Source organism: Cellulosimicrobium funkei (assembly GCF_001019615.1).
Classification (GTDB): domain Bacteria; phylum Actinomycetota; class Actinomycetes; order Actinomycetales; family Cellulomonadaceae; genus Cellulosimicrobium; species Cellulosimicrobium cellulans_E.
The window spans coordinates 1-26,335 of the sequence record NZ_JNBQ01000048.1; the positions used below are offsets into that span (position 1 = coordinate 1).

The 26,335-nt window shown below is 73.6% G+C and carries 27 protein-coding genes and 1 pseudogene; 22 read left to right on the forward strand and 6 right to left on the reverse strand.

The window, feature by feature from the left end; translation table 11 throughout:
- Nucleotides 1-485, forward strand: a pseudogene (locus tag FB00_RS22500) (ABC transporter ATP-binding protein); the annotation flags it as partial.
- A complete protein-coding gene (locus FB00_RS19195; protein ID WP_047234529.1) occupies nucleotides 482-1,144 on the forward strand; it encodes a TetR/AcrR family transcriptional regulator in 663 nt (220 codons plus the stop codon). The pseudogene FB00_RS22500 and the gene FB00_RS19195, both read left to right, overlap by 4 nt.
- Nucleotides 1,145-1,237: 93 nt before the next feature.
- Here FB00_RS19195 and FB00_RS19200 read toward each other — a convergent pair whose 3' ends face one another.
- The 3 genes from FB00_RS19200 to FB00_RS19210 are packed head-to-tail and all read right to left on the reverse strand — an operon-like array spanning nucleotide 1,238 to nucleotide 3,163.
- On the reverse strand, nucleotides 1,238-2,326 hold the full coding sequence (locus tag FB00_RS19200; protein WP_156186476.1) for a hypothetical protein: 1,089 nt from the start codon (nucleotides 2,324-2,326) through the stop codon (nucleotides 1,238-1,240).
- Nucleotides 2,323-2,727, reverse strand: a complete 405-nt coding sequence (locus FB00_RS21370; RefSeq protein ID WP_052877795.1) for a hypothetical protein — start codon at nucleotides 2,725-2,727, stop codon at nucleotides 2,323-2,325. Before FB00_RS21370 ends, FB00_RS19200 begins: the two co-directional genes overlap by 4 nt.
- The gene (locus FB00_RS19210) at nucleotides 2,720-3,163 is read right to left on the reverse strand and encodes a hypothetical protein (protein ID WP_047234531.1); all 444 of its coding nucleotides are present in this window, start codon (nucleotides 3,161-3,163) and stop codon (nucleotides 2,720-2,722) included. Before FB00_RS19210 ends, FB00_RS21370 begins: the two co-directional genes overlap by 8 nt.
- A 170-nt stretch (nucleotides 3,164-3,333) precedes the next feature.
- Here FB00_RS19210 and FB00_RS19215 point away from each other — a divergent pair, with 170 nt between their 5' ends.
- From FB00_RS19215 to FB00_RS19255, 9 genes are all read left to right on the forward strand, one after another.
- Nucleotides 3,334-3,513 (forward strand): hypothetical protein, encoded by a 180-nt coding sequence (locus FB00_RS19215; RefSeq protein WP_047234532.1) that lies wholly within the window; start codon nucleotides 3,334-3,336, stop codon nucleotides 3,511-3,513.
- 132 nt (nucleotides 3,514-3,645) lie between these two features.
- The gene (gene thrS / locus FB00_RS19220; protein WP_082141524.1) at nucleotides 3,646-5,673 is read left to right on the forward strand and encodes a threonine--tRNA ligase; all 2,028 of its coding nucleotides are present in this window, start codon (nucleotides 3,646-3,648) and stop codon (nucleotides 5,671-5,673) included.
- A gap of 90 nt (nucleotides 5,674-5,763) precedes the next feature.
- A complete protein-coding gene (locus FB00_RS19225) occupies nucleotides 5,764-6,330 on the forward strand; it encodes an HIT family protein (RefSeq protein WP_047234550.1) in 567 nt (188 codons plus the stop codon).
- A complete protein-coding gene (gene pgsA, locus FB00_RS19230) occupies nucleotides 6,330-6,992 on the forward strand; it encodes a phosphatidylinositol phosphate synthase (protein ID WP_047234533.1) in 663 nt (220 codons plus the stop codon). Before FB00_RS19225 ends, pgsA begins: the two co-directional genes overlap by 1 nt.
- Entirely contained in the window at nucleotides 6,992-7,966 is a 975-nt protein-coding gene (locus tag FB00_RS19235; protein WP_047234534.1) for a phosphatidylinositol mannoside acyltransferase, read from the forward strand. The genes pgsA and FB00_RS19235 overlap by 1 nt, the downstream gene beginning before the upstream one ends.
- Nucleotides 7,967-7,968: 2 nt before the next feature.
- Nucleotides 7,969-9,174, forward strand: coding sequence for a glycosyltransferase family 4 protein (locus FB00_RS19240; protein ID WP_197088863.1), 1,206 nt, complete (start codon nucleotides 7,969-7,971; stop codon nucleotides 9,172-9,174).
- The gene (locus FB00_RS19245; RefSeq protein WP_047234536.1) at nucleotides 9,171-9,821 is read left to right on the forward strand and encodes a hypothetical protein; all 651 of its coding nucleotides are present in this window, start codon (nucleotides 9,171-9,173) and stop codon (nucleotides 9,819-9,821) included. Before FB00_RS19240 ends, FB00_RS19245 begins: the two co-directional genes overlap by 4 nt.
- Before the next feature lie 177 nt (nucleotides 9,822-9,998).
- Entirely contained in the window at nucleotides 9,999-10,940 is a 942-nt protein-coding gene (gene pdxS / locus FB00_RS19250) for a pyridoxal 5'-phosphate synthase lyase subunit PdxS (protein ID WP_082141527.1), read from the forward strand.
- 59 nt (nucleotides 10,941-10,999) lie between these two features.
- Entirely contained in the window at nucleotides 11,000-11,575 is a 576-nt protein-coding gene (locus FB00_RS19255) for an NUDIX hydrolase (RefSeq protein ID WP_047234537.1), read from the forward strand.
- 40 nt (nucleotides 11,576-11,615) lie between these two features.
- On the opposite strand, the gene FB00_RS19260 is transcribed toward FB00_RS19255, so the two are convergent.
- Nucleotides 11,616-12,305 carry a hypothetical protein gene (locus FB00_RS19260; protein ID WP_144425612.1) on the reverse strand — a complete coding sequence of 230 codons (690 nt, stop codon included), beginning with the start codon at nucleotides 12,303-12,305 and terminating at the stop codon, nucleotides 11,616-11,618.
- Nucleotides 12,306-12,369: 64 nt separating this feature from the next.
- Here FB00_RS19260 and pdxT point away from each other — a divergent pair, with 64 nt between their 5' ends.
- The 11 genes from pdxT (at nucleotide 12,370) to FB00_RS19315 (ending at nucleotide 24,490) form a co-directional block, all read left to right on the forward strand.
- A complete protein-coding gene (gene pdxT / locus FB00_RS19265) occupies nucleotides 12,370-13,020 on the forward strand; it encodes a pyridoxal 5'-phosphate synthase glutaminase subunit PdxT (RefSeq protein ID WP_047234539.1) in 651 nt (216 codons plus the stop codon).
- Between the two features lie 6 nt (nucleotides 13,021-13,026).
- On the forward strand, nucleotides 13,027-13,788 hold the full coding sequence (locus FB00_RS19270; RefSeq protein ID WP_047234540.1) for a YebC/PmpR family DNA-binding transcriptional regulator: 762 nt from the start codon (nucleotides 13,027-13,029) through the stop codon (nucleotides 13,786-13,788).
- A gap of 211 nt (nucleotides 13,789-13,999) precedes the next feature.
- Nucleotides 14,000-14,569, forward strand: a complete 570-nt coding sequence (gene ruvC / locus FB00_RS19275; RefSeq protein ID WP_047234541.1) for a crossover junction endodeoxyribonuclease RuvC — start codon at nucleotides 14,000-14,002, stop codon at nucleotides 14,567-14,569.
- A 155-nt stretch (nucleotides 14,570-14,724) separates the two neighbouring features.
- Entirely contained in the window at nucleotides 14,725-15,363 is a 639-nt protein-coding gene (ruvA, locus tag FB00_RS19280; protein ID WP_047234542.1) for a Holliday junction branch migration protein RuvA, read from the forward strand.
- Between the two features lie 2 nt (nucleotides 15,364-15,365).
- A complete protein-coding gene (gene ruvB / locus FB00_RS19285; RefSeq protein WP_047234543.1) occupies nucleotides 15,366-16,442 on the forward strand; it encodes a Holliday junction branch migration DNA helicase RuvB in 1,077 nt (358 codons plus the stop codon).
- A gap of 186 nt (nucleotides 16,443-16,628) precedes the next feature.
- Nucleotides 16,629-17,081 (forward strand): preprotein translocase subunit YajC, encoded by a 453-nt coding sequence (yajC, locus tag FB00_RS19290; protein WP_047234544.1) that lies wholly within the window; start codon nucleotides 16,629-16,631, stop codon nucleotides 17,079-17,081.
- 81 nt (nucleotides 17,082-17,162) lie between these two features.
- Entirely contained in the window at nucleotides 17,163-19,154 is a 1,992-nt protein-coding gene (gene secD / locus FB00_RS19295; protein WP_047234545.1) for a protein translocase subunit SecD, read from the forward strand.
- On the forward strand, nucleotides 19,154-20,272 hold the full coding sequence (secF, locus tag FB00_RS19300) for a protein translocase subunit SecF (RefSeq protein ID WP_047234546.1): 1,119 nt from the start codon (nucleotides 19,154-19,156) through the stop codon (nucleotides 20,270-20,272). The genes secD and secF overlap by 1 nt, the downstream gene beginning before the upstream one ends.
- A complete protein-coding gene (locus FB00_RS19305; RefSeq protein WP_082141525.1) occupies nucleotides 20,269-20,874 on the forward strand; it encodes an adenine phosphoribosyltransferase in 606 nt (201 codons plus the stop codon). The genes secF and FB00_RS19305 overlap by 4 nt, the downstream gene beginning before the upstream one ends.
- Nucleotides 20,875-20,948: 74 nt before the next feature.
- On the forward strand, nucleotides 20,949-23,294 hold the full coding sequence (locus tag FB00_RS19310; RefSeq protein WP_047234553.1) for a RelA/SpoT family protein: 2,346 nt from the start codon (nucleotides 20,949-20,951) through the stop codon (nucleotides 23,292-23,294).
- 89 nt (nucleotides 23,295-23,383) lie between these two features.
- A complete protein-coding gene (locus FB00_RS19315; RefSeq protein WP_047234547.1) occupies nucleotides 23,384-24,490 on the forward strand; it encodes an ATP-dependent DNA ligase in 1,107 nt (368 codons plus the stop codon).
- Nucleotides 24,491-24,536: 46 nt separating this feature from the next.
- Here the strand turns inward: FB00_RS19315 and ligD are convergent, their stop codons facing one another.
- Entirely contained in the window at nucleotides 24,537-25,613 is a 1,077-nt protein-coding gene (gene ligD / locus FB00_RS19320; RefSeq protein ID WP_047234554.1) for a non-homologous end-joining DNA ligase, read from the reverse strand.
- A gap of 10 nt (nucleotides 25,614-25,623) precedes the next feature.
- A complete protein-coding gene (locus FB00_RS21375; RefSeq protein WP_156186477.1) occupies nucleotides 25,624-26,262 on the reverse strand; it encodes a hypothetical protein in 639 nt (212 codons plus the stop codon).
- Nucleotides 26,263-26,335: the final 73 nt, after the last annotated feature.

Here is a 26,335-nt window from a genome sequence, read left to right on the forward strand (position 1 = left end):
TCGCGTTCCACTGCGCCCTGCTGCACGCGCCGCGTCTCCTCGTCCTCGACGAGCCGACGTCCGGTGTCGACCCGCTCGCGCGGGCGCGCGCGTGGGACGCGATCCACGCGCAGGCCGACGCGGGCGTCGGCGTCCTCGTGACGACGCACCACCTCCAGGAGGCCGAGCAGTGCGACCGCCTGCACGTCCTGTCGCGCGGGCGCTCCGTGGCGTCGGGCACGGTCGCCGACGTCGTGGGCGGCCGGGAGGCGGTCGTCGTGCGGTCCCGGGCCTGGCAGGCGGCGTTCGCGGCGCTCGACGCCGCAGGCCTGCCCGTCATGCTCGACGGCCGCGCGGCGCGCGTGGCGGGGACGCCGCCCGCGACGGTCCGGCACGCGCTCGCCGCGGCGGGCGTCGCCGCGACGTGCGACGTCGTGCCCGCGACGCTCGAGGAGACCATGGTGCTCGTGGACCGCGCGTCGGCGACCCCGGCGGGTGCGGCGTGAGCGGGCGGCGAGGGCGACGCCCGGGCCGCTCGGACACGCGCTCCGACATCCTGTCCGCCGCACGGGACGCGTTCGCGGAGCACGGCTACGACCGCGCGACGGTCCGCGACATCGCCACCCGGGCGGGGGTCGACGCCGCGATGGTCCACCACTGGTTCGGGACGAAGGAGAGGCTCTTCCAGGCCGCCGTCGACGTGCCCTTCGACCCGCAGGAGCTCCTCCTCGACGGCGCGCCCGACGACGTGGCGCGCCTGGGCGAGCACGTCGTCCGCACGCTCCTGCGCGCCTGGGACTCGCCGCGCGGGCGGGTCGCGCTCGCGCTCCTGCGCTCGGCGACGAGCTCCGAGCGAGCCGCGCGGATGCTGCGCGAGTTCGTGCTGGCCCGGGTCGTGCGGCCCACGGTGGCGCGGAGCGAGCCGGACCCGCACCGGGCCGCGTGGCGTGGTGCGCTCATGGCGAGCCAGCTCGCCGGGCTCGTCGTCGCGCGGTACGTGCTCCGGGTCGAGCCGCTCGCGGGGGCCCCCGCCGAGACCGTGGTCCGGGCGGTCGGGCCGACGATCCAGGGCTACCTCACGGGTCCGCTCCCAGGAGCTGTGGCCGAGGACGCGCGCAGCGCCGGAAACGTTGAGATTTCAACTGAGAGGCATGTTGCGTCGTAGGTCGTCTGTCTGTAGGTTGAGGCCCGCCGGCCGAGGCTCGGCGCGGGGCCAAGCGCGCAGGGGGAGCTTGGCGTCGAGCCACGGCGGCCCGTCTCAGACGCCCGCGAGGACGCGGGTCGTCCCCTCCCGGTTCGTCCGGTCGCGCAGCGCGCGTCCCAGCCGACGCAGCGCGTCGTCGTCCGCGAGCAGGCCGGACCAGTCGTCGGGGTCGAGGCTCGGCGCGTCGCCCCGGGTCCTGCGGATCGCGGCGACCTGGAGCTGGTAGGCGAGGATCACCTCCCGCGGGCTCCCCGGGACTGCGATCCGCACGTGGTCCACGTCGTCCCGGCGCGAGTGGAGGGCGAGCGTGGTGAGGCCGTCGAAGATCTCGATGGTCCGGTGGTACTCGTCCACGGCGGCGCTCGACCCCCGCAGACCGCCGTCGCCCACGACCGCGCGGAGGAACGTGTGGAGGTGCCCGAGGTCGCGGCGGCGCTCGCGCGCGAAGGCCGCGGACGACGCGAGCTGGCCCACGATGCCGACGGTGAGCAGGACCGTCGCCACGAGCACGAGGTACCGGGTCCGCAGGCCGAGGACCAGGTACGGCTCGGTGCTGCCCGGCTCGTGCTGCACCATCGCCACGAAGCTCACGACGGCCCACGCGACCGCGACGACGGCGCCCGCCCCGGCCACGTCCATGCCCCAGCGCAGCCGGAGCGGCCGTCGTGAGCGGGTGCGCAGGCAGGAGACGGCGAAGGTCGCGGTCGCCGTCACGAACGTCCCGTAGTAGAGCGCCCAGTAGCCCCACATGAGCGGACGGTCGTGGACCTGCGCGTCGAGGTCGTGGGTCGTCCAGGGGCCGCTCGCCGTGGCGAGCACCACCATGGCGGCCCCGACGCCCGTGGCCGCGAGCGCCACGTACCGGGTGCGCGGTGCCCGGCCGGTGGTGGCGCTGTACGCCCACACGCCCACGAAGAGGCAGCCGGTGACCAGCGCGACGTGCTTGGCGACCTCGTGCGTCCCCGCGGGTGCGTGCTCCTTGAGCAGGTCCGCCACCAGCGGGACCCGCAGCGCGCAGGCGACGGCGACGAAGCCCAGGCCGAGGGGGAGGGCCGCGTCCGCGCGCGTGCGGGCGCGCAGGCCGGTCCACGCCGCCGCGGTGGCGAAGAGCGCCGCGGCGAGGAGGTCGAGCATGTGGCTCACCGGTACAGCTCCAGGGACGTGAGCCGGCTCGCGGAGCTCCCGTGCGAGGCGATCGAGATCATGAGCTCGCTCGCGAGGCGCTCGACGCGCAGCTCGTCGGGGTCCTCGTACCCGTCGCGGCACGCGCCGACGCGGGGCGCGCCCGCCGTGGCCGCCGCGTCGAGGACGTGGACCAGCTCGTGCGCGACGACGTGGTCGCGGTGCGGGCCGGGCAGGGTCTGGCGGGCGTCCACGAGGACGAGGTCGCGCTCCGGGAAGGCGAGCCAGAGCCCGGTCACTCCGGGGCCGAGGTCACCCTCGACGACCTCGAGGGGACGGCCGCGCACCGCCGCGACCAGGCGGCACGCCTCCTCGACGCTGCGGGCACGGTCCAGGCCCGCGGCGCGCAGCAGGTCATCCACGGTCGCCGTCCGGGACGGGCGGGGTCACGGGCGGGAGGTGCTCCAGGCGCCGTACGCGGTCCACGATCTCGATGATCGCGCGGACGTTCTCCGGTGACAGCCCCTGGGCGCGCAGCGCGAACTGCTCGACGCCCTCGTCGGCGAGCGCGGCCCGCAAGCTGTCGTCCGGGTCCTCCTCGGGGTCGACGAGGCTGCCCGTGCTCACGTGGAAGAACGCGGCGATGCCCTCGACGACGCGCAGGCTCGGCGAGGAGCGGTGCCCGCCCCGCAGCGCGCTGAGGTACGCCTCGTTGATCGAGTACCCGCGTTCGGTCATCCACTGGGCGGCCTCGCGGTTGGTCACGGGTCGCCCGCCGCGCCCGCGTGCGAAGAGCTCGTTGAGCCGGCGACGGAAGACCCGCGCCGTCCGCTCGCCGGGTGCCACGTCGTCGTCCATGGCGACGATTGTGACAGGCCGCGGCACGTGGCGGCGCGGCGCGGCGCGGGCGCACGACGTCGCGGCTCGCGTCGCGTGGCGCCGCGGGGGCGGGTAGCGTTCCGGACGGGCGCGGGAACGGTCCGGCGCCCGGCGCGGGACGCGCGCGGAGCATCCTCGAGGGAGCCGGCATGAGCGAGCAGACACCGAAGAGCGAGGGCGGCCTCGGCGACCTTCTCGGCAAGGCGAAGGAGTTCCTCACCGACGACCGGATCGACGACGTCGCGGAGCAGATCAAGTCCGTCGCGCCCGACTCGGTCGACCAGCACGTCGACACCCTGGCCGAGAAGGCCAAGGAGGCCAACGACTGACCTGCGGGTCGGTACGATCGAGGGGCGCCGTCCACGACGGCGCCCTTCGTGCTGTCGGGCAGGGCCCGCCGGCCGCAGGACCTCGACCGGGCGCGCGCCGCGCGCCTCCCGCCAGCAGATCGGAGCACGGACGTGTCTGACGTCGTCTCGTCACCCCTCACCATCACCCTCGACGCCGAGGAGACCACGGTGACGACGGGCACGACGGGCACGGACCTGTTCGCCGCCCGTCGCGACGTCGTCGTGATCCGCGTCAACGGCGTCCTCAAGGACCTCGACACCCCGGTCGCCGACGGCGACGTGGTCGAGGGCGTGACCATCGACTCGCCCGACGGCCTCGCGGTGCTGCGGCACTCGGCCGCGCACGTGCTCGCCCAGGCCGTCCAGCAGGTCAACCCCGACGCGAAGCTCGGCATCGGCCCGCCCATCACGGACGGCTTCTACTACGACTTCGACGTCGCGACGCCGTTCACGCCCGAGGACCTCAAGGCCCTCGACAAGGCGATGTCCCGGATCATCCGGGAGGGCCAGACCTTCCGCCGCCGGGTCGTGACGGAGGACGAGGCGCGCGCCGAGCTGGCCCACGAGCCGTACAAGCTCGAGCTCATCGGGCTCAAGGGCGGCGCGGCCGACGACACCGAGGGTGCGAGCGTCGAGGTCGGCGGCGGCGAGCTGACGATCTACGACAACGTGCGCGGCGCCGGGCGCGAGAGCGAGACGGTGGTCTGGAAGGACCTGTGCCGCGGCCCGCACCTGCCGAGCACGCGCCTGATCGGGAACGGCTACCAGCTCATGCGCTCGGCCGCGGCCTACTGGCGCGGCAGCGAGAAAAACCCCCAGCTCCAGCGCATCTACGGCACGGCGTGGCCGACGAAGGACGAGCTCAAGGCGTACCTCGACCGCCTCGCGGAGGCCGAGCGCCGCGACCACCGCCGCCTCGGCAACGAGCTCGACCTGTTCTCCTTCCCGGAGGAGATCGGCTCCGGCCTGCCCGTGTTCCACCCGAACGGCGCGACGATCCGCATGGAGATGGAGGAGTACTCGCGCAAGCGGCACGTGGAGGCGGGCTACTCGTTCGTCAGCACGCCGCACATCACCAAGGCGAACCTCTTCCAGACGTCGCGCCACCTCGACTGGTACGCGGACGGCATGTACCCGCCCATGCACCTCGACGAGGAGCTCGACGACGAGGGCAACGTCAAGCGCGCCGGCCAGGACTACTACCTCAAGCCGATGAACTGCCCGATGCACAACCTCGTGTTCAACTCCCGGGGTCGCTCGTACCGGGAGCTGCCGCTGCGCCTGTTCGAGTTCGGCACGGTGTACCGGTACGAGAAGTCGGGCGTCGTGCACGGCCTGACCCGTGCGCGCGGTTTCACGCAGGACGACGCGCACATCTACTGCACGCGCGAGCAGATGAAGGACGAGCTGTCCTCGACGCTGACGTTCGTCCTCGACCTCCTGCGCGACTACGGCCTCGAGGACTTCTACCTCGAGCTGTCGACGCGCGACCCGGAGAAGTCGGTCGGGGACGACGCGACGTGGGAGGAGGCGACCGAGATCCTGCGCCAGGTCGCGTCGGAGTCGGGCCTCGAGCTCGTCGCCGACCCGGGCGGCGCGGCGTTCTACGGCCCCAAGATCTCGGTCCAGGCGAAGGACGCGATCGGCCGCACGTGGCAGCTCTCGACGATCCAGCTCGACTTCTTCGAGCCGGAGCTGTTCGAGCTCGAGTACACGGCGTCCGACGGCACGCGCCAGCGTCCGGTCATGATCCACCGCGCGCTGTTCGGCTCGATCGAGCGGTTCTTCGGGATCCTCGTGGAGCACTACGCGGGCGCGTTCCCGGCGTGGCTCGCGCCCGTCCAGGTCGTCGCGGTCCCGGTCGCGGAGCCGTTCAACGACTACGTGGCCGACGTCGTCGCGCAGCTCAAGGCCCAGGGGATCCGCGCGGAGGTCGACTACTCCGACGACCGGTTCGGCAAGAAGATCCGCAACGCGAGCACGCGCAAGGTGCCGTTCGTGCTCATCGCGGGCGGCGAGGACGCCGAGGCGGGCGCCGTGTCGTTCCGGTACCGCGACGGCCGTCAGGACAACGGCGTGCCCGTCGCCGAGGCGGTCGAGCGCATCGTCACCGCCGTCCGCGACCGCGTCCAGGTCTGACGGCGCGTGAGCGACGAGCGCACGGGGTCGCCCGGCGCGGCCGACGCGGCCGCGCCGGGCGGCGCCCCCGACCCTGCCGACGAGGCGAGCGTGGAGCTCCCGGACACCCACCCGCGGTTCGACGACGGCCTCGACCGGCTCTGGACGCCGCACCGGATGGTGTACATCGGCGGGCAGGACAAGCCCGCGGACGACTCGCGCGGCCAGTGCCCGTTCTGCCGCATCCCGGACCGGTCGGACGAGGACGGGCTGATCGTCGCGCGCGGCGAGGCCGCGTACGTCGTGCTCAACCTCTACCCGTACAACCCAGGCCACCTCATGGTCGTGCCCTACCGCCACGTGTCCGACTACACGGACCTCACCGACGCGGAGACGGTCGAGGTCGCGCACCTCACGCAGACCGCGATGCGGGTCGTGCGCGCCGTGTCGGCGCCCGACGGGTTCAACCTCGGCATGAACCAGGGCGCGGTCGCCGGGGCCGGCATCGCCGCCCACCTGCACCAGCACGTCGTGCCGCGCTGGTCGGGCGACGCGAACTTCCTGCCGATCGTCGCGCAGACCAAGGCCGTGCCCGAGCTGCTCGCGGACACGCGGGCGCGGCTCGCCGCGGCGTGGCCGCCCGCTCGACCCGACGTCCCCGCGGAGGGAACCGCCTGATGTTCGGACGCCTGCGCGCGCTCACGACCCGCCTGTTCACCCCGCTCGCCGCGCTGCTGCTCCGCCTCGGCGTGAGCCCGGACGCGGTGACGATCACCGGGACCGTCGGCGTCGTCGTCGGCGCCCTGTGGCTCTTCCCGACGGGCCACCTGTTCGCGGGCGTCATGGTCGTCATGGTCTGCGCCTTCGCCGACGTGCTCGACGGCGTCATGGCGCGCCGCGAGGGCCGGTCGGGACCCTGGGGCGCGTTCCTCGACTCGACGCTCGACCGGCTCGCCGACGCCGCCGTGTTCGTGGGCCTCACGCTGTGGTTCGTGCGGGCCGACGACCCGCGACTCACGCCCGACCTCGCCGCCTGGGGGACCGGCGTCGCGCTCGCGTGCCTCGCGCTCGGCGCGGTCGTCCCGTACGCGCGCGCCCGCGCCGAGAGCGTCGGCATGACGGCGCAGGTCGGGATCGCCGAGCGCGCCGACCGGCTCGTCGCCGCGCTCGTGGCCGCCGGGATCGTGGGGCTGGGCGTGCCGCCCGTCGTGCTCGTCGTCGTGCTGGGGCTGCTCGCCCTTGCGAGCGCCGTCACGGTCGTGCAACGCGTGGCCACCGTGCGTCGCCAGGCGCTCGCGCTCGTGACCACGCGCCCCGAGGAGAAGGAGGACGGTCGCTGATGGCCCTCGACGCCGGCAAGGCGTTCACGTTCGCCTGGCGCAACGCGCGCAAGGTCCCCGAACCGGTCCTGCGCGGGCTGTTCAGCGCGATCGCCGACGTGACCTGGCTCCTGCACGGCGGGGGAGTGCGCCAGCTCGAGCGCAACCTCGCCCGGGTGCGCCCCGAGCTCTCGCCGCGCGCGCTGCGCCGGCTCTCGCGCGCGGGCATGCGCTCGTACATGCGGTACTACCGCGAGGCGTTCACCCTGCCCGCCTGGACGCCGGAGCGCGTACGCGCGCGGGTCCGGGTCGTCGGGCTCGACAACCTCGCGCCGCACCTCGACGGCGACCGGAGCCCGGTGCTCGCGCTGTCGCACCAGGGCAACTGGGACCTGGCGGGCGCGTACGCGACCCCGAACATCGCGCCCGTGCTCACCGTCGCGGAGCGGCTGAAGCCCGACGAGCTGTTCGAGGAGTTCCTCGCGTTCCGGAACTCGATCGGGCTGGAGATCCTCGCGCTCGGCGACGGCGACGTCTTCCGCGACCTCGTCCGCGGCGCGAGCCGGCCGGGAAAGATCATCCCGCTGCTCGCCGACCGCGACCTCACCCACCGCGGCGTGGAGGTCGACCTGTTCGGCCAGCGCGCGCGCGTCGCCGCCGGCCCCGCGGCGCTCGCCGTGAGCACCGGGACGCCGCTGGTCCCGGCCGGTATCTACTACGAGCGGCTGCGGGGCGCGCGACGCCGCGCGGCGGGCTCGCCGTGGGGCCTCGTCATCCGCTTCTTCCCGCGCGTGGAGATCGCGCGGGACGTCCCGCGCTCCGAGCAGGTCGCGCTCGCGACCCAGGGCTGGGTGGACGCGCTGAGCGTCGCGATCCGCGAGCACCCCGAGGACTGGCACATGCTCCAGAAGGTGTTCGTCGACGACCTCGACCCCGCGCGCTACGCCCGGACCCGGGCCGCCGCGGGCGAGCCGGACGCGGAGCGGGCCGCATGAGCCTGCGCGTGGGCATCGTGTGCCCCTACTCCTTCGACGCCCCGGGCGGGGTCCAGTTCCACGTCCGCGACCTCGCCGAGGCGCTCATGGCGCAGGGCCACGAGGTCTCCGTCCTCGCCCCCGCCGACGACGACACGCCCGTGCCGGACTACCTGACGCCCGCCGGGGGCGCGGTCCCGGTCCGGTACAACGGGTCGGTCGCGCGCGTGACGTTCGGCCCGCGCACCGCGGGCCGGGTCCGGCGCTGGCTCGAGGCGGGCCGGTTCGACGTGCTCCACATCCACGAGCCCGTGAACCCGTCGCTGAGCATGGTCGCGCTGTGGATCGCCCAGGGCCCGATCGTCGGGACGTTCCACACCTCGATCGTGCGCTCGCGCGCGCTCCAGGTCGCGTACCCGCTCGTCCGGCAGAGCCTGGAGAAGATCGACGCCCGCATCGCCGTCTCGGAGGACGCGCGGCGCACGCTCGTCGACCATCTCGGCGGGGACGCGGTCGTCATCCCCAACGGGGTGTACGTCGACACGTTCGAGTCCGCGCCCGCGAACCCCGCGTGGCAGGGCACGCCCGACGCGCCGACCATCGGCTTCCTCGGCCGCCTGGACGAGCCGCGCAAGGGCCTGCCCGTGCTCGCCGCGGCGATCCCGGCGATCCTCGCGAAGGTCCCCGGCGCACGCTTCCTCGTCGCGGGTCGCGGCGACGACGGCCGCGAGGCCGCGATCGAGGCGCTGGGGGAGCACGCCGCGTCCGTCGAGTTCCTCGGGGGCGTGAGCGACGAGGACAAGGCGAGCATGCTCGCGTCCGTCGACCTCTACATCGCGCCGCAGACCGGGGGCGAGAGCTTCGGCATCGTGCTCGTCGAGGCGATGAGCGCCGGCGCCTGCGTGGTCGCGAGCGACCTCGGCGCCTTCCGGCGCGTGCTCGACGACGGCGCGGCCGGGGCGCTGTTCGCGGTGGGCGACCCGGACGCGCTCGCCGCGGCCGTGCTCGACGTGCTCGCCGACCCGCCGCGGCGCGACGCCTACCGTGCCCGGGCGAGCGAGTTCGTCCGCCGCTTCGACTGGTCCGCCGTGACCGCCCAGGTGCTCGCCGTCTACGAGACCGTGCTCGCGGCGTCCGAGGCGGTCATCCCGGTCCACGAGGACCCGCGCTCGCGCCGGGGCGGACGCCTCCTGGGCCGGGCGCGCGACGACGAGGGAGGCCGCCCGTGACCTGGTCCGAGATCACCGTCCTCGTCCTCGTGGTCGCGGCGCTGGTGGCGTGGCTCCTGTGGGTCGCCGCATCGCGGCTCGACCGGCTGCACCGCAAGGTGATGGCCTCGCGCCTGGCGCTGGACGCGCAGCTCGTGCGCCGCGCGTCGGCCGCCGTCGACCTGGCCGCCTCCGGCGAGCTCGACCCGGCCAGCTCGATCCTCGTCGCCGAGGCCGCGCACGCCGTCCTCGACGACGACGACGACACGAGCCGGCTCGCCGACCAGGTGCCCGGCCTGGCGGCGTCCGGGGGACCGCGCCCCCGGCGGCTGCTGGGCGGCATGGCCGAGTCGCGCGCCCTCGCCGAGAGCGACCTCACGGCCACGCTGCGCTCGGCCCTCGAGGACGCCGACGACGTCGCCGAGCTGCGGTCCGGGCCTGTCGGCGACGAGCTGCTCGGCACGCTCTCCGCCGCGTGGTACCGCGCGCAGCTCGCGCGCCGGTTCCACAACGAGGCCGTCGCCCAGGCGCAGCGCGTGCGGCGCAAGTGGTGGGTGCGGCTGTTCCACCTCGCCGGGCACGCGCCGATGCCCGCGACGGTCGAGCTCGACGACGCCGCGCCCGACGTCCTCGTGCGCCCCGCCGCGTCGGCGGGCACGCCGGGCTGACCCTCCGCGGGCGGCCGGCGGCGCTCCGCGCGCGGGCTCGGGGCTGGGTTCGGGTGGACGCCCCGGCGATAGGATGGGAGCGCGTGGGAGCATGTGCCGTCGAGCCTGTTCGACGGCGTCCGTGCGCGTGCGCGCGACGTTCCCCTGACCTGAAGGTGTGAGGTACCGGTGACCAACGTGGCCGACCAGAACGTCCCTGCCGAGAGCGCCCCGGGCGCCGCGACCGCGGAGGGCGCCGGCGCCGTCGGCACCGCCAAGGTCAAGCGCGGGATGGCCGAGATGCTCAAGGGCGGCGTCATCATGGACGTCGTCACGCCCGAGCAGGCGAAGATCGCCGAGGACGCCGGCGCGGTCGCGGTCATGGCCCTCGAGCGGGTGCCCGCGGACATCCGCGCGCAGGGCGGCGTCTCGCGCATGTCCGACCCCGACATGATCGACGGCATCATCGAGGCCGTCTCGATCCCGGTCATGGCGAAGGCCCGCATCGGCCACTTCGTCGAGGCGCAGGTGCTCCAGTCGCTCGGCGTGGACTACGTCGACGAGTCCGAGGTGCTCACCCCGGCCGACTATGCCAACCACATCGACAAGTGGCAGTTCACCGTCCCGTTCGTGTGCGGGGCGACGAACCTCGGCGAGGCGCTGCGCCGCATCACCGAGGGCGCGGCGATGATCCGCTCGAAGGGCGAGGCCGGCACCGGCGACGTCTCCAACGCGACGACGCACATGCGCACCATCCGCGCCGAGATCCGCCGCCTCACCTCGCTCCAGGAGGACGAGCTCTTCGTCGCGGCCAAGGAGCTCCAGGCGCCGTACGAGCTCGTCAAGGAGGTCGCCGCGACGGGCAAGCTGCCCGTCGTCATGTTCACCGCCGGCGGCATCGCGACGCCGGCCGACGCCGCGATGATGATGCAGCTCGGGGCCGAGGGCGTGTTCGTCGGCTCGGGCATCTTCAAGTCCGGCAACCCGGAGCAGCGCGCCGCCGCGATCGTCAAGGCGACGACGTTCTACGACGACCCCGACGTGATCGCGAAGGTCTCGCGCGGTCTGGGCGAGGCGATGGTCGGCATCAACGTCGACGACATCCCCGTGCCGCACCGCCTCGCCGAGCGCGGCTGGTGACAGAGCTTCCCACGGCGCAGCCGTCCGTCGTCGTGCCGGCGACGGACGGCTGAGCCGTCGTGGCCGAGGCCGCCGGAGCGCCGTCGTCCCTGGGTCCCGACTGGGTCCTCGGGGACGACGGGCTCTACTTCCGCCGGGGCGCGCGCGTCCTGCTCCTGGACGACGCCGACCGGATCCTCCTCGCCCGCGGGCACGACGTCGACCAGCCGGAGCGCTCGTGGTGGTTCACCATCGGCGGGGGCGTCGACCCCGGTGAGAGCGACCGCGACGCCGCGCTGCGCGAGGTCCGCGAGGAGACGGGGATCCTGCTCGACCCGGGCGCGCTCGTCGGGCCGGTCTACACGCGCAGCGCGATCTTCGACTTCTACCGCCAGCACTGCCGCCAGGACGAGGTGCTCTTCCTCGCGCGCGTCGACGACGCCTCGGGCGATGGCGGGGACGCGGGGACGCTGAGCCGGGACGGGTGGACCGACGTCGAGCTCGACGTCGTCGACGAGATGCGGTGGTGGTCGCTCGACGACCTGCGCGGCGTCGAGATCGAGGTCTTCCCGGAGGGCCTGCCGGACCTCGTCACCCCCCTGCTGGGCGGGTGGGACGGCGTGACGCACCACCTGGGGATCGCGCGCGAGGACTGAGCCCTCCGCGGCGGACCCTCCGCGGAGGGATGCGCGACCGCTACGGCCGGCGCGCGACGACGCGCCACACGATCCCGCCGACGAGGAGCCCCAGGCCCAGCAGCACCCCGCCGATCGCGACGAACCACAGCAGGATCGTGCCGCCGACGGTCGCGAAGAACTCGCCGAACCTCCACCCGTCGGTGACGACGAACGTCGCCCCGGGCGAGGCGTCCCCCTGCGCGACGGACACCGTGCAGGTCTGGGCCGACGGCGAGGTCACCTCGGCGACGGTCGTCGCCTCGTGCGAGCCGAAGCCGGAGCTCCCCGAGACGGACGGCGCGCGCACCTCGAGGTCGCCGCCCGGGCACGAGACGGTGACGTCGTCGGTGTCGAAGCCCTCGGCTCCGATCGGCACGACCGCCCACACGCTGTAGGGCTGGCCGCCCGACACGGGGACTTCCGCCTCGCCCGGCACGTCGCCGGAAGCGAGGGCGGCCGAGCCCGGGGCGCCGGTGCCGTCGACCACGCCGGTGGGCAGCGCCCGCACGAAGGTCGTCACACCGAGGACGCCCGCGACGAGCGCGACCACGAGCAGGACCGCGCCGACCACGATGAGAACCGTCCCGCCGCGCGTGCTCCGCGGCGGACGCGGCGGGAGGCCGGGGTACGGGGTCGAGGGCCCGGGGTAGCCGGACGGCGGCGGGGCAGGGTAGGGCGGTGTGGGTCCGGTGCCGGGCGCAGTGGTCACGACGGCGAGGCTAGCAACAGCCCGGGACGGGGCCCGGGCGCAGACGGACGTATCATTCCCGTTCGTGACGATCACGATCGGAGTCCTGGCCCTTCAGGGCGACGTGCGCGAGCACCGCGCCGCGCTCGAGGCCGCGGGTGCGCGCACGGTCGGCGTACGGCGTCCCGAGGAGCTCGCCGCGGTCGACGGGCTGGTGCTCCCCGGGGGTGAGTCGACGACCATCGACAAGCTCCTGCGCATCTTCGAGCTCGACGAGCCGCTGCGCGCCCGCATCGCCGAGGGCCTGCCGGTCTACGGCTCGTGCGCCGGCATGATCCTGCTCGCCGACCGCATCCTCGGCGGGACCGCGGACCAGCGGACCCTCGGCGGGCTCGACGTGACGGTCCGGCGCAACGCGTTCGGCCGCCAGGTCGACTCGTTCGAGACCGACCTCGCGTTCGCGGGTCTCGCCCCGCAGGACGGCGGCCGCGCCGGCGCCGAGAGGGCGGGCGCCGTGCACGCGGTGTTCATCCGCGCGCCGTGGGTCGAGGAGGTCGGCCCGGGGGTCGAGGTGCTCGCGCGCATCCCCGACCACGAGGCGCCCGGCATCCCCGCGGCCGCCGCCGGTAGGATCGTCGCAGTCCAGCAGGGATCGCTGCTCGCCACCTCGTTCCACCCGGAGATCTCCGGGGACGCGCGCGTGCACGAGCTGTTCGTCAGAATCGCGAAGGGGTAGGAACGCATGTCAGGGCATTCCAAGTGGGCCACGACCAAGCACAAGAAGGCGGCCATCGACGCCAAGCGCGGCAAGCTCTTCGCGAAGCTCATCAAGAACATCGAGGTCGCGGCGCGCACGGGCGGCGGTGACCCCGCGGGCAACCCGACGCTGTTCGACGCCATCCAGAAGGCGAAGAAGTCGTCGGTCCCCAACGACAACATCGACCGCGCCGTCAAGCGCGGGTCCGGCACGGGTGCCGACGCTGTCGACTACCAGACGATCATGTACGAGGGCTACGGCCCCAACGGGATCGCCGTCCTGGTCGAGTGCCTCACCGACAACAAGAACCGGGCGGCCTCCGAGGTCCGCCTCGCGTTCAGCCGCAACGGCGGCAACCTCGCCGACCCGGGCTCCGTGTCCTACCTCTTCTCGCGCAAGGGCCTCGTCGTCGTGCCGAAGGCGGACGGCGTGACCGAGGACGACGTCATGCTCGCCGCGCTCGAGGCGGGCGCCGAGGAGGTCACCGACTCCGGCGAGGTCATCGAGGTGCTGTCCGAGGCGAGCGACCTCGTCGCCGTGCGCAGCGCGATCCAGGAGGCAGGGATCGAGTACGACTCCGCCGACTCGATCTGGCACCCGTCCATGGAGGTCGAGGTCGACGCCGAGGGCGCGCGCAAGATCCTGCGCCTCATCGACGCGCTCGAGGACAGCGACGACGTGCAGAACGTCTACGCGAACTTCGACGCGTCGGACGAGGTCATGGGGGAGCTCGAGAACGACGACTGACCGCTGGGGTCGCCCGAGGTGACGATCTGGTCGCCCTGGGTGCGGGGTGGGTGGGACGCGCGCGGTCTACCATCCGCCTCTCGTCCCTCGCGGCTCCCGCCAGGCCCGCCACGACCGCGCGCGTCCCACCCACCCCGCCGGTGTCGGCTCACCTCGCCGCGTTCCCGCGAGGCGGCGACGTCCCGTCGTCGGCTCGTGGGAGGGTAGCGGGGTGCGCGTTCTCGGAGTGGATCCTGGGCTGACCCGGTGCGGTGTCGGGGTGGTGGACTCCGCGCGGGGGCGGCGGGCCGAGCTCGTGGCCGTGGGCGTCATCCGGACGGATCCGGACCTCAGCGTGGACCTGCGGCTCCTGCGGATCGCGGAGCGGCTCGACGCGTGGTTCGACGAGCACGTGCCGGACGTCGTCGCGGTGGAGCGGGTCTTCGCCCAGCACAACGTCGGGACCGTGATGGGCACGGCTCAGGCCGCGGGTCTCGCGATGGTCGGGGCGGCGAAGCGGGGCGTCCCCGTGGCGCTGCACACGCCGTCCGAGGTCAAGGCCGCGGTCACGGGGAGCGGGCGCGCCGGCAAGGAGCAGGTCCAGCGCATGGTCGCGAGCATCCTGGGGCTCGCGGAGCCGCCGAAGCCCGCGGACGCGGCTGACGCGCTCGCGCTCGCCATCTGCCACCTGTGGCGGCCGTCGGGTGCGCTCCAGGGCGGCGAGCGGCACGAGCTGACCCCGGCGCAGCGCGCCTGGGCCGCGGCGGAGCACGCGGCGAAGGGGCGGCGGTCGCCGCGCTGACGGCTCCCGTGTCGGTCGACCGGGGCGTGGGCGCACCTTGCTAGAGTGACCGCGGTCGTACGGGTGTTCGACGCACTCCTCGCTGCCGCCCCGAGGTCGTCGGGCCGGTCGACCATCGGACCAGGTCGGCGCTGCCGACCGGGAGAGGAGCCTGGGTGATCGCGTCGCTGAGCGGAGTCGTGGCGAGCGTCCAGCTCGACCGCACCGTGCTCGAGGTCGGGGGAGTGGGCTACCTCGTGCACGCCACGCCCGCCACGCTCGCGGGTCTGCGGGTCGGCGAGGACGCCCGGCTCGCGACGAGCCTCGTGGTCCGCGAGGACTCCTTCACCCTCTACGGGTTCGCCGACGACGACGAGCGCAGCGTCTTCGAGACCGTGCAGAACGTCAGCGGCGTCGGGCCGCGGCTCGCGCTCGCGATGCTCGCCGTGCACACGCCCGACGCCCTGCGCCGTGCCGTGGCCGGCGCCGACATCGCGGCCCTCGTGCGCGTCCCCGGCATCGGGAACAAGGGCGCGCAGCGGATCGCGCTCGAGCTGGGCGACAAGCTCGGGCCGCCCACCGGTGCCGACGCCCCCGAGGCCGGCGCGACGGCCGTCGGGACCGGGCCGCGTCAGGTCGAGGACCGACGCGACCAGGTGGTCGAGGCGCTCGTGGGCCTCGGCTGGAACCTCAAGGCCGCGGACGACGCCGTCTCCACCGTGCTCGCGGAGGCCGGTGTCGACGTCGTCGAGGCGCCCGACGTGGCCGGTGCGCTGCGCGCCGCGCTGCGCGTCCTCGGCGGACCGAGGGGCTGACCATGGCGAACTTCGACCAGGTGGGCGTGGACGGGTTCGGCGGGGACGGGACGTTTTCGTCCGAGCGGATCGTCGCGGCGGGTGCCGACGACCTCGAGCGCGCCGCCGAGGCTGCGCTGCGTCCGCGCCGGCTCGAGGAGTTCGTCGGGCAGGCGATCGTGCGCGACCAGCTCTCGCTCGTGCTCCAGGCCGCGCTCGCCCGCGGGAGCTCGCCGGACCACGTGCTCCTGTCCGGGCCGCCCGGGCTCGGCAAGACGACGCTCGCCATGATCATCGCCGCCGAGCTCGGGACCTCGCTGCGCGTGACGTCCGGCCCGGCGATCCAGCACGCGGGCGACCTGGCGGCCGTGCTCTCCTCGCTCGAGGAGGGCGAGGTCCTCTTCATCGACGAGATCCACCGCCTCGCACGGCCGGCGGAGGAGCTCCTCTACATGGCGATGGAGGACTTCCGGGTCGACGTCGTCGTGGGCAAGGGCGCGGGCGCGAGCGCGATCCCGCTCTCGTTGCCCCCGTTCACGGCGGTCGGCGCCACGACGCGCGCGGGGCTGCTGCCCGCGCCGCTGCGCGACCGCTTCGGCTTCACCGGGCACCTCGACTTCTACTCGAGCGACGAGCTCGAGCGCGTGCTCTCCCGGTCCGCCGGGCTGCTGGGCGTGGCGCTCGACCCGGACGCCGCGCGCGAGATCGCGGGCCGCTCGCGCGGCACGCCCCGCATCGCCAACCGCCTGCTGCGTCGCGTGCGCGACTGGGCGCAGGTCCGCGGCGACGGGAGCATGGACCTCGCGGCCGCGCGGGCGGCGCTCGAGGTCTACGAGGTGGACCCCATCGGCCTCGACCGCCTCGACCGGGCGGTCCTCACGGCGCTGTGCACGCGGTTCAACGGCGGGCCGGTCGGGCTGACGACGCTCGCCGTGACGGTCGGCGAGGAGGCCGAGACGGTCGAGACGGTCGCCGAGCCGTACCTGGTGCGCGAGGGGCTGATCGGGCGGACGCCCCGGGGGCGTGTCGCGACGCCGGCCGCGTGGGCGCACCTCGGGCTCACCCCGCCGCGCGAGGGCGGCACCCTGTTCGACGCCTGACGGCCCGGCCGTGCGGGCCTCGCGGCAGGGCCCCGTGACGGCGGTCACAGGCGCGCCGAACGTGGTCCTAGAATGGTCGGGACCCGAGCGGGCGGAACTCCGCGGCGAGACGGCTCGTTGGTGAACCGTGCGCGCACGCCTAGACTGCGCGCAGATCCCGCACAGAACAGGACACGAGACTCCGTCATGGATATCAGCTTCATCCTCATCCTCGCCCTCGCGGCGGGTGCGATGTTCCTCATGACCAGCCGCACCCGCAAGCAGCAGCGCGAGGCCCAGAACTTCCGGGCGACCCTCGCCCCCGGGCAGGAGGTGATGACGGGCTCGGGCATGTTCGGCACGATCGTCGACGTCGACGAGGACGCTGACGTCATCACGATCGAGTCCACGCCGGGCAACCAGTCCCGGTGGCTGCGCGCGGCCATCGCGAAGCTCGTCGAGCCTCCGGTCGAGGCCGAGGAGACGGAGACCGACGAGACGTCGGAGACCGCGGCGGCCTACGGCAGCGCGAACGCCGACCCCAGCACGTCGAAGGGGGACGTCGACGACCTCGTCGTCCCCGACGACCTGTCCGGTCTGACCGACGACGGGTCGGAGAAGGACCGCGGGCGCCGGGACGACGGCACCGATACCAAGTGACCTTATGCCGGTCGCTGCCGCGACCGGTCTGACGCGGTGGGCCGCGAGGCCCACCGCACACGCACGAGAAGAGACGGACAGTTGGCCACCAGCAGCACACGAGCGAGGCCCGTACGGACCCTCGTCACCCTGGGAATCCTCATCGTCGTCCTCTTCGGGTCCCTCTTCGCGGGCACGAAGCTCGACCCGAAGACCGAGGACAACCCGGGCGGGGCGAGCCTGACCCCGGGCCTCGCGCTCGATCTCGAGGGTGGCACGCAGATCATCCTGCAGCCCGTCACCACCGACGGCTCGCAGCCGACGGCCGAGGACATCAACCAGGCGATCAACGTCATCCGCCAGCGCATCGACGCGCAGGGTGTCTCCGAGGCGGAGATCACGAGCCAGGGTCAGAACAACATCGTCGTCGGGATTCCCGGGCAGCCGTCGCAGGAGACGATCGACCTCGTCAGCACGTCGGCGCAGATGCGCTTCCGGCCCGTGCTGACCGTGGGGATGCCGACCGCGACGCCGGCCGACGAGGCGACCGACGCGGCTGCGGGTGAGGACGCCGGGGCAGAGGACGCACCTGACGCGACGGAGTCCGCGGACGCCGCCGAGTCCGGCGACGCGGCCACCGAGGAGACGGGCGACCCGGCCGCCGACGAGGCGACGGACGCTCCTGCGGAAGACACCGCGTCCGACCCGGCCGACGAGGCGACGCGACCGGAGAACCCGAGCGACCTGGCCCAGATCACGCCCGAGCTGCAGGAGCAGTTCGACGCGCTCGACTGCACGCTCCCGGAGAACCTCGTCGGCGGCGACAGCGGTCCGACGGACTCCGCGTTCGTCGCGTGCGCCGACGACGGCTCCGCCAAGTACATCCTCGGTCCCGTCGAGATCGAGGGCACGGACATCTCGAACGCCAACTCCGGCCTGCGGGTCGGCCAGAACGGCGTCGTCACGAACGAGTGGGTCGTCAACATCGAGTTCGACGGCGAGGGCACCCAGGCGTTCCGCGACGTCACGACCCGCCTCACGTCGCTCCCGGCTCCGCAGAACCAGTTCGCGATGGTGCTCGACGGCCTGGTCATCTCGGCGCCGGTGTCGCAGGTCGCCATCCCGGACGGCAAGGCCGAGATCTCCGGGAGCTTCACGCGCGACAGCGCGGCGACGCTCGCGAACCAGCTCAACTTCGGCTCGCTGCCCCTCACGTTCGAGGTGCAGAGCCAGGAGCAGATCTCCGCGACGCTCGGCTCCGAGCAGCTCGAGAAGGGCCTCCTCGCGGGCGCGATCGGCATGCTGCTCGTCGTCATCTACTCGCTCTTCCAGTACCGGATGCTCGGGCTCGTGACCGTCGCGTCGCTCGGTATCGCCGCCGTCATCACGTTCGGCGTCATCTCGGTCCTGTCGTGGACGATCGGGTACCGGCTGTCGCTCGCCGGCGTCGCGGGACTCATCGTGGCGATCGGCATCACCGCAGACTCGTTCATCGTGTACTTCGAACGCATCCGCGACGAGCTGCGCGACGGCCGGACTCTGAACTCTGCGGTCGAGAAGGGCTGGCAGCGCGCGCGCCGCACGATCCTCGCCTCGGATGCCGTGAACTTCGTTGCCGCGATCGTCCTGTACTACCTGGCGGTCGGCGGTGTGCGCGGCTTCGCCTTCACGCTCGGTCTGACGACGCTCGTCGACCTCGTCGTGGTGTTCCTCTTCACGCACCCGCTGATGCAGCTGCTCGCCCGGACGAAGTTCTTCGCGAACGGCCACCCGGCCTCGGGCCTCGACCCCCGGCGCCTGGGCGTGCGGACCGCGCGGTACGCGGGCCGTGGTCGCGTCGTCGGCGCGACCACCAGCGAGGCCGCGCCGGTCGCGGGCGCGGAGCCCGAGGACGCGCCGGTGACGGACGCCCCCGAGCCCACGCGTGCGGCGCCGGTACGGGAGACCGTCGGCGCCGGCGTGGGCCGCGCCGACGGGCCGCGCATGACCATCGCTGAACGCCGGGCGGCCGAACGGCGCGCCGCCGCGGCGTCCGGCGACGACGGGTCTCCTTCCGCTGACGCGGCGGGCGACGAGAACGAGGAGAAGCACTGATGGCCAGCGGTTTCGCCCAGTGGGGCAACGACCTGTACACGGGCCGTCGGTCCTACGCCATCGTCGCGAAGCGACGCGGCTACTTCCTGGTGGCGATCGTCCTGGTCGTCCTCTCGCTCGGGGTCATCGGCATCCGCATGGCGGGTGGTGGCCTCAACCTCGGGATCGAGTTCCGCGGCGGGTCCGAGTTCACGGTCTCCGGCGTGTCCGACACGTCGCAGCAGCCGGCGCTCGACGCTGTCGCGGCGGTCGCGCCCGAGGAGGTCCCGCGCGTCACCTCGGTGGGCTCCAGCACGGTCAGGATCCAGACCGCCGAGCTCAGCAACGAGCAGGTCGAGCAGGTCGCCACGGAGCTCGCCGACGCCTACGGCGTCTCGACGGGCGAGGTGACGAGCTCCTACATCGGCCCGACCTGGGGCAAGGACGTGTCCCAGAAGGCGGTCGTCGGCCTCGTCGTGTTCCTGCTGCTCGTCAGCCTGGTCATGACGGTCTACTTCCGGAACTGGCGCATGGCGCTCGCCGCGGTCATCGCGCTGTTCCACGACCTGGTCGTCACGGTCGGCATCTACGCGCTCATCGGCTGGGAGATCACCCCGGCGACCGTGATCGGGCTCCTGACGATCCTCGCGTACTCGATCTACGACACGGTCGTGGTGTTCGACAAGGTGCGGGAGAACACCGCGGGCGTCCTCGACCAGACGCGGAGCACCTACGCCGAGCGGGCGAACCTCGCGATCAACCAGACGCTCGTGCGCTCGATCAACACCTCGATCGTCGCGCTGCTCCCGGTCGCGGGCATCCTCTTCATCGGTGCGTTCCTCCTCGGTGCCGGCACACTGCGCGACATCGCGCTCGCGCTGTTCGTCGGCATGGCCGTGGGAGCGTACTCGTCGGTCTACCTCGCCACCCCCCTCGAGGTCGCCCTGCGCGAGCGCGAGAAGCCGATCCGGGACCACACGGCGAAGGTGCTCGCGCTGCGGGCCGAGCGCGTCGAGGCGGCGGGCGACGACGAGGACGCCGCGCTCGCGGCAGCCGGCGTCGGGGCGGGTCACCGCCAGCTCCAGCCGGGCGAGCACCTGGGCAACAAGGCGCAGCCGCGCCGCCGTCGTCCCCGATGACGGACCAGCACCACACGCCGACCGGCGAGGTGGACGGCCTGAGGGCCGTCGGCCTCGCCGGTCTCGGCGCGCAGCGGGCGTCCCGCGTGCTCGAGCTCGTCCGCGCCGTGCCCGACTACCCTGGGCCCGGCATCACCTTCCGCGACATCACCGGGCTCCTCGCCGACGGCGAGGCCTTCGGTCACGTCGTCGAGGCGCTCGGGGACGTGGCGCGTGCGGCGGGCGGCATCGACCTCGTCGCGGGCATGGAGGCGCGGGGCTTCCTGGTCGGCGCCCCCCTCGCGACGCACCTGGGCGTCGGCTTCGTGCCGCTGCGCAAGGCGGGCAAGCTGCCGCCGCCCACCGACGCCGTGACGTACGACCTCGAGTACGGCACGGCGACGATCGAGCTGCGCTCGGGAACACTGCCGACCGGTGCGCGTGTTCTCGTGGTGGACGACGTGCTCGCGACCGGGGGCACGGCGGCTGCGGGCGCCGAGCTCGTCGAGCGCGGGGGAGGCGTCGTCGTCGGCCTCGCGTTCCTCATGGAGCTCGAGGGCCTGGGTGGCCGCGAGCGGCTCGCGGGCCGCGACGTGACCACTCTGGTCCACGTCGAGTCGTAGGATTGCCACTCCGGTCGTCTCGGCTGGTCGTCGACACGGTGTCGGCGATCGCCGGCCTGCGGAAGGAGGCGCGCATGAGCGAGAACACCCGGACGTCGCGCGCCCCGGAGAAGGCGGGCGCGCAGCCGACCCCGGGGCAGGGCGGTTCCGGCGGGCGTGGGGTGCGGTCGCGCCTCGTGCGCTTCGGCGCCCGGCCGAACGCCGGCAGCCCGGCGCTCGAGCCGGTGCTCCAGGCCGTCCGCACCAACCACCCCCGCACCGACCTCACGGTCATCGAGCGTGCCTACGAGACCGCGGAGCGCGCCCACCGGGGGCAGCTGCGCAAGAGCGGCGACCCGTACATCACCCACCCCGTCGCCGTCGCGACGATCCTCGCCGAACTCGGCTTCGACGGGTCGACGCTCGCCGCCGCGCTGCTGCACGACACGGTGGAGGACACCGACTACTCGCTCGCGCAGCTCACCGAGGAGTACGGCGAGGAGATCGCCATGCTCGTCGACGGCGTGACCAAGCTGGACAAGGTGACGTACGGGGATGCCGCGCAGGCCGAGACGGTGCGCAAGATGGTGGTCGCCATGGCGCGCGACATCCGCGTGCTCGTCATCAAGCTCGCCGACCGGCTGCACAACGCGCGCACCTGGAAGTACGTCTCGTCGTCGTCAGCGGGCCGCAAGGCGCGCGAGACGCTCGAGATCTATGCGCCGCTCGCGCACCGCCTCGGCATGAACACGATCAAGTGGGAGCTCGAGGACCTGTCTTTCCAGGCCCTGTACCCCAAGGTCTACGACGAGATCGTGCACCTCGTGGCCGAGCGCGCGCCCGCGCGCGAGGAGTACCTCGCGGTCGTGCGCGAGCAGGTCACGGCCGACCTGCGCAGCGCGAAGATCAAGGCGACCGTCACCGGGCGGCCCAAGCACTACTACTCGATCTACCAGAAGATGATCGTGCGCGGGCACGACTTCGCGGAGATCTACGACCTCGTCGGTGCGCGCGTCCTCGTGGACAGCGTCCGGGACTGCTACGCGGCGCTCGGCGCGCTGCACGCGCGGTGGAACCCCGTGCCCGGGCGGTTCAAGGACTACATCGCGATGCCGAAGTTCAACATGTACCAGTCGCTGCACACGACGGTCATCGGTCCCGGCGGCAAGCCCGTCGAGATCCAGATCCGCACGCACGAGATGCACCGGCGTGCGGAGTACGGCGTCGCGGCGCACTGGAAGTACAAGGAGACCGCGAAGTCGGGCGGCAAGACCGCGAAGGACGACACCGCGGCGAACGACATGCGGTGGCTGCGCCAGCTCGTGGACTGGCAGCGTGAGACGGCGGACCCCGCGGAGTTCCTCGACTCGCTGCGCTTCGAGATCGGCGGCGCGGAGGTCTACGTCTTCACGCCCAAGGGCGACGTCATGGCGCTGCCCGCCGGCTCGACCCCGGTCGACTTCGCCTACGCCGTGCACACCGAGGTCGGGCACCGGACCATGGGTGCGCGCGTCAACGGGCGGCTCGTCCCGCTCGACTCGACGCTCGAGAACGGCGACTCGGTCGACGTCCTCACCTCGAAGTCCGAGAACGCGGGCCCGAGCCGGGACTGGCTCGCGTTCGTCAAGAGCCCCCGCGCCCGCAACAAGATCCGCCAGTGGTTCTCCAAGGAGCGCCGCGAGGAGGCGGTCGAGCACGGCAAGGACGCGATCGCCAAGGCGATGCGCAAGCAGAACCTGCCGATCCAGCGCCTGCTGTCGCACGAGTCGCTCGTCGCGCTCGCCAACGAGCTCCGCTTCGCCGACGTCACGGCGCTCTACGCCGCGATCGGCGAGGGCCAGGTGTCGGCGGCGAACGTCGTCTCCAAGCTCGTCCAGGCGATGGGCGGCGAGGAGGGCACGGTCGAGGACGTCGCGGAGACCGCGCGCCCCGGGCACACCGCGCGCCGCGTGCGCACGGGGGACCCCGGCGTCATGGTCAAGGGCGTCGACGACATCTGGGTCAAGCTCGCCAAGTGCTGTACCCCTGTCCCGGGCGACGAGATCATCGGCTTCATCACGCGCGGCCAGGGCGTGAGCGTCCACCGCGCGGACTGCGGCAACGTCGTCGGGCTGCGCAACCAGCCCGAGCGCATCGTCGACGTCTCGTGGACCACGGGCAGCAACGCGATGTTCCTGGTCCAGATCCAGGTCGAGGCGCTCGACCGGGCGCGCCTGCTCTCCGACGTCACGCGCGTGCTGTCGGACAACCACGTGAACATCCTCTCGGCGACCGTGTCGACGTCGAACGACCGCGTCGCGATGTCCCGCTTCGTCTTCGAGATGGCCGAGCCGGCGCACCTGGCGCAGGTGCTCAGCGCGGTCCGCAAGGTCGACGGCGTGTTCGACGTCTACCGCATCACCGGGACGAAGGCCGCCGAGGCGACGCAGCTCCCCGCCTGACCCGTCGCGCTCGCGCCGCGCGAGCGGCCGTGCCGGGTACCCGGACGTGTCGTCGTGCCGCACGCTGCGGCCGGTGGCAGCATCGGCACATGGACCTGCCCGTCATGCCTCCCGTGCTGCCCATGCTCGCGAAGTCCGTGCCCGACGTGCCCGAGCCCGACGCGGTGGACGGCGGGTACGTCTACGAGCCGAAGTGGGACGGGTTCCGCGCGATCGTGTATCGCGACGGCGACGAGGTGCGTCTCGACAGCCGCAACGCGCGGCCGATGGAGCGCTACTTCCCGGAGGTCGTCGAGGCGGTGCGCGCGGCCCTCCCGCCCCGCTGCGTGGTCGACGGGGAGATCGTCGTCGCCCGGGACGGGCGCCTCGAGTTCGAGGTGCTCCAGCAGCGGATCCACCCCGCGGCCTCGCGGGTGCGCCTGCTCGCCGAGCAGACGCCCGCCGCGCTCGTCGTGTTCGACGTGCTCGCCCTGGACGATGACGACCTCACGGGCGAGCCGCTGGCGCGCCGCCACGAGGTGCTGGACTCGCTCGGGCTCGACGGCCCCGCCGTGCACGCCACCCCCCGCACCCGTGACGTGGCGGTCGCACGCGAGTGGTTCGACACCTTCGAGGGCGCGGGGCTCGACGGTGTCGTCGCGAAGCCGCTCGACGGGACGTACCAGCCCAACAAGCGCGCGATGCTCAAGATCAAGCACGGGCGCGAGGCGGACGTCGTGCTCGCGGGCTACCGCCTGCACAAGACGTCGACGCCCGCGAAGCCGCTGCTCGGGTCGCTCCTGCTCGGGCTGTACGACGACGGCGGCCAGCTCCAGTTCGTGGGCGTCGCCGCGTCCTTCCCGGCGGCACGCCGGGCCGCGCTCGTGACCGAGCTCGCCCCGCTGGTCGTCGAGCCGGGCACGCCGGAGGCCGACGCGCACCCGTGGTCGGGATGGGAGAACCCCACCGGCGAGCGGATGCCGGGTGCGGTGTCGCGGTGGAGCTCCGGCAAGGACCTGTCGTTCACGCCGCTGCGCGTCGAGCGCGTGCTGGAGGTGGCGTACGACCACATGGAGGGCACGCGGTTCCGGCACACGGCGCAGTTCCGGCGCTGGCGCGACGACCGAGACCCGTCGTCGTGCACCTACGACCAGCTCGAGGAGCCCGTGCGCTACGACCTCACCGACATCCTCCCGGGCGCTCCGGGCGTCGTCTGACGCGCGGGTCGCGCTGCGGCCGGCGCCGAGCGCGGACGGCCGGCCGCTAGGCGCGGGGCCGGTCGCGGTCCTTGCTCGGCTGCACGCGCTTGGGCTCGCCCGGCATCTTCGGGTACTCCGGGGGATAGGGCAGGTCGCCGAGCCCGTGCTCGGCCTCGTCGCGGCGGGACAGCTCCAGGGCGGGCTCGAGCGACGCCCCCGGGTCGTCACGGTCGGCGCGCAGCGGCGCGAAGAGGTCGCCGACCTCGGCGAAGCGCGCGGGCATCGACAGCACGTCGAAGTCGTCCGGGTGGACGTCACCGAGCTCCTCCCAGCGCAGCGGAGCGGACACCGTCGCGCGCTGGTTGGAACGGATCGAGTACGCCGAGGCGATGGTGCGGTCGCGCGCCATCTGGTTGTAGTCGACGAAGATCTTGGCGCCGCGCTCCTCCTTCCACCACTTGGTGGTGACCTGCTCGGGAAGGCGGCGCTCGAGCTCGCGACCGATCGCGATCGTCGCGCGACGCGCCGCGACGAAGTCCCACTCGGGCGCGATCGGCACGAAGACGTGGATGCCGCGACCGCCCGACGTCTTCGGGTACCCGGGGAGGCCCAGCTCGTCGAGCACCTCGCGCAGGTGCGGCGCGACGCGCACGGCGTCGTCGAAGTCGGTCCCGGGCTGGGGGTCGAGGTCGATGCGGAGCTGGTCCACGGCCTCGACGTCCTCGCCTCGCACGGGCCACGGGTGGAACGTCAGGGTCCCCAAGTTTGCGGCCCACGCGACGACGGCGAGCTCGGTCGGGCACACCTCGTCGGCGGTCCGCCCGCTCGGGAAGGCGATGCGTGCGGTGCGCACGTAGTCGGGCGCGCCCTTGGGGATGCGCTTCTGGTAGAACGCGTCGCCGGTGTTGTCGGTGCGGGTGCTCATCCGCGCCCCCTCGAACACGCCCTTGGGCCAGCGTTCGAGCGTCGTCGGACGGTCCACCAGAGCGCCGAGGATCCCGTCCCCGACGCTGAGGAAGTACTGCACGACGTCGAGCTTGGTCACCCCTCGCGCGGGGAAGACGACGCGGTCCGGGCTCGTGACGCGCACGGTCCGGCCACGGACGTCGAGCTCCACGGGAGGTGTCGTGGCTGCGGCCATGCCGACCAACCTAGACCGGCTCGTCCTCCCCGGCGAGCAGGAGCGCGAGGGTGTGCCGCGCCCGCGGGCGCTCGGCCCACCGGTGGCGCAGCTCGAGCGAGCGGACCGCGAGCCGGGGCTCGAGCCCGCAGACGTCACGCAGCCGGCGAAGGGTCCTCAGCGCCTCGTCGGGCTCGCACCGCGTCGCGACGTCGAGGGCGGTCCGCACGACCGACGTCACCAGCACCCCCGCGACCAGGGTCCGGTCGTCGCGCAGCACGTGCGACTGGCGCGGCGCCCGGCCCGCGAGCGGTGCGGGACGGTGCCGGCCCGGCGTGTACACGACGTCGAGCACGCGCGGTGCGGGCGATCCGCAGAGCACCCAGGCCGCGGCGCTCCCGGCGAGGACGGTCCCCTGCGGGACGAGGTCGCGGACGGCGAGCGCGCGGAGGGTCGGTGTGTCCGGGACGAGCGCGGGCGCGGCGACGTCGCCCCAGAGGCGGCGGAGCGCACCCGACCGCACGAGGTCCTGGAAGGCGGCGTGCCCACCGACGTCCGCCGGCACGACGAGCAGTCCCAGGTCCGTGACGCGGGGCGCGAGGAGCCGCGTGAGCGTCGAGCCGGGTGCGGGTGCGGGTGCGGGCGGGACGGTGCGAGGAGTGGGCGGCATGCGCACACCGTGCCCCATCGGCCTGGGCACGCGGAAGGGGCCGGCGCTCGCCTGTGGACGAGCGCCGGCCCCC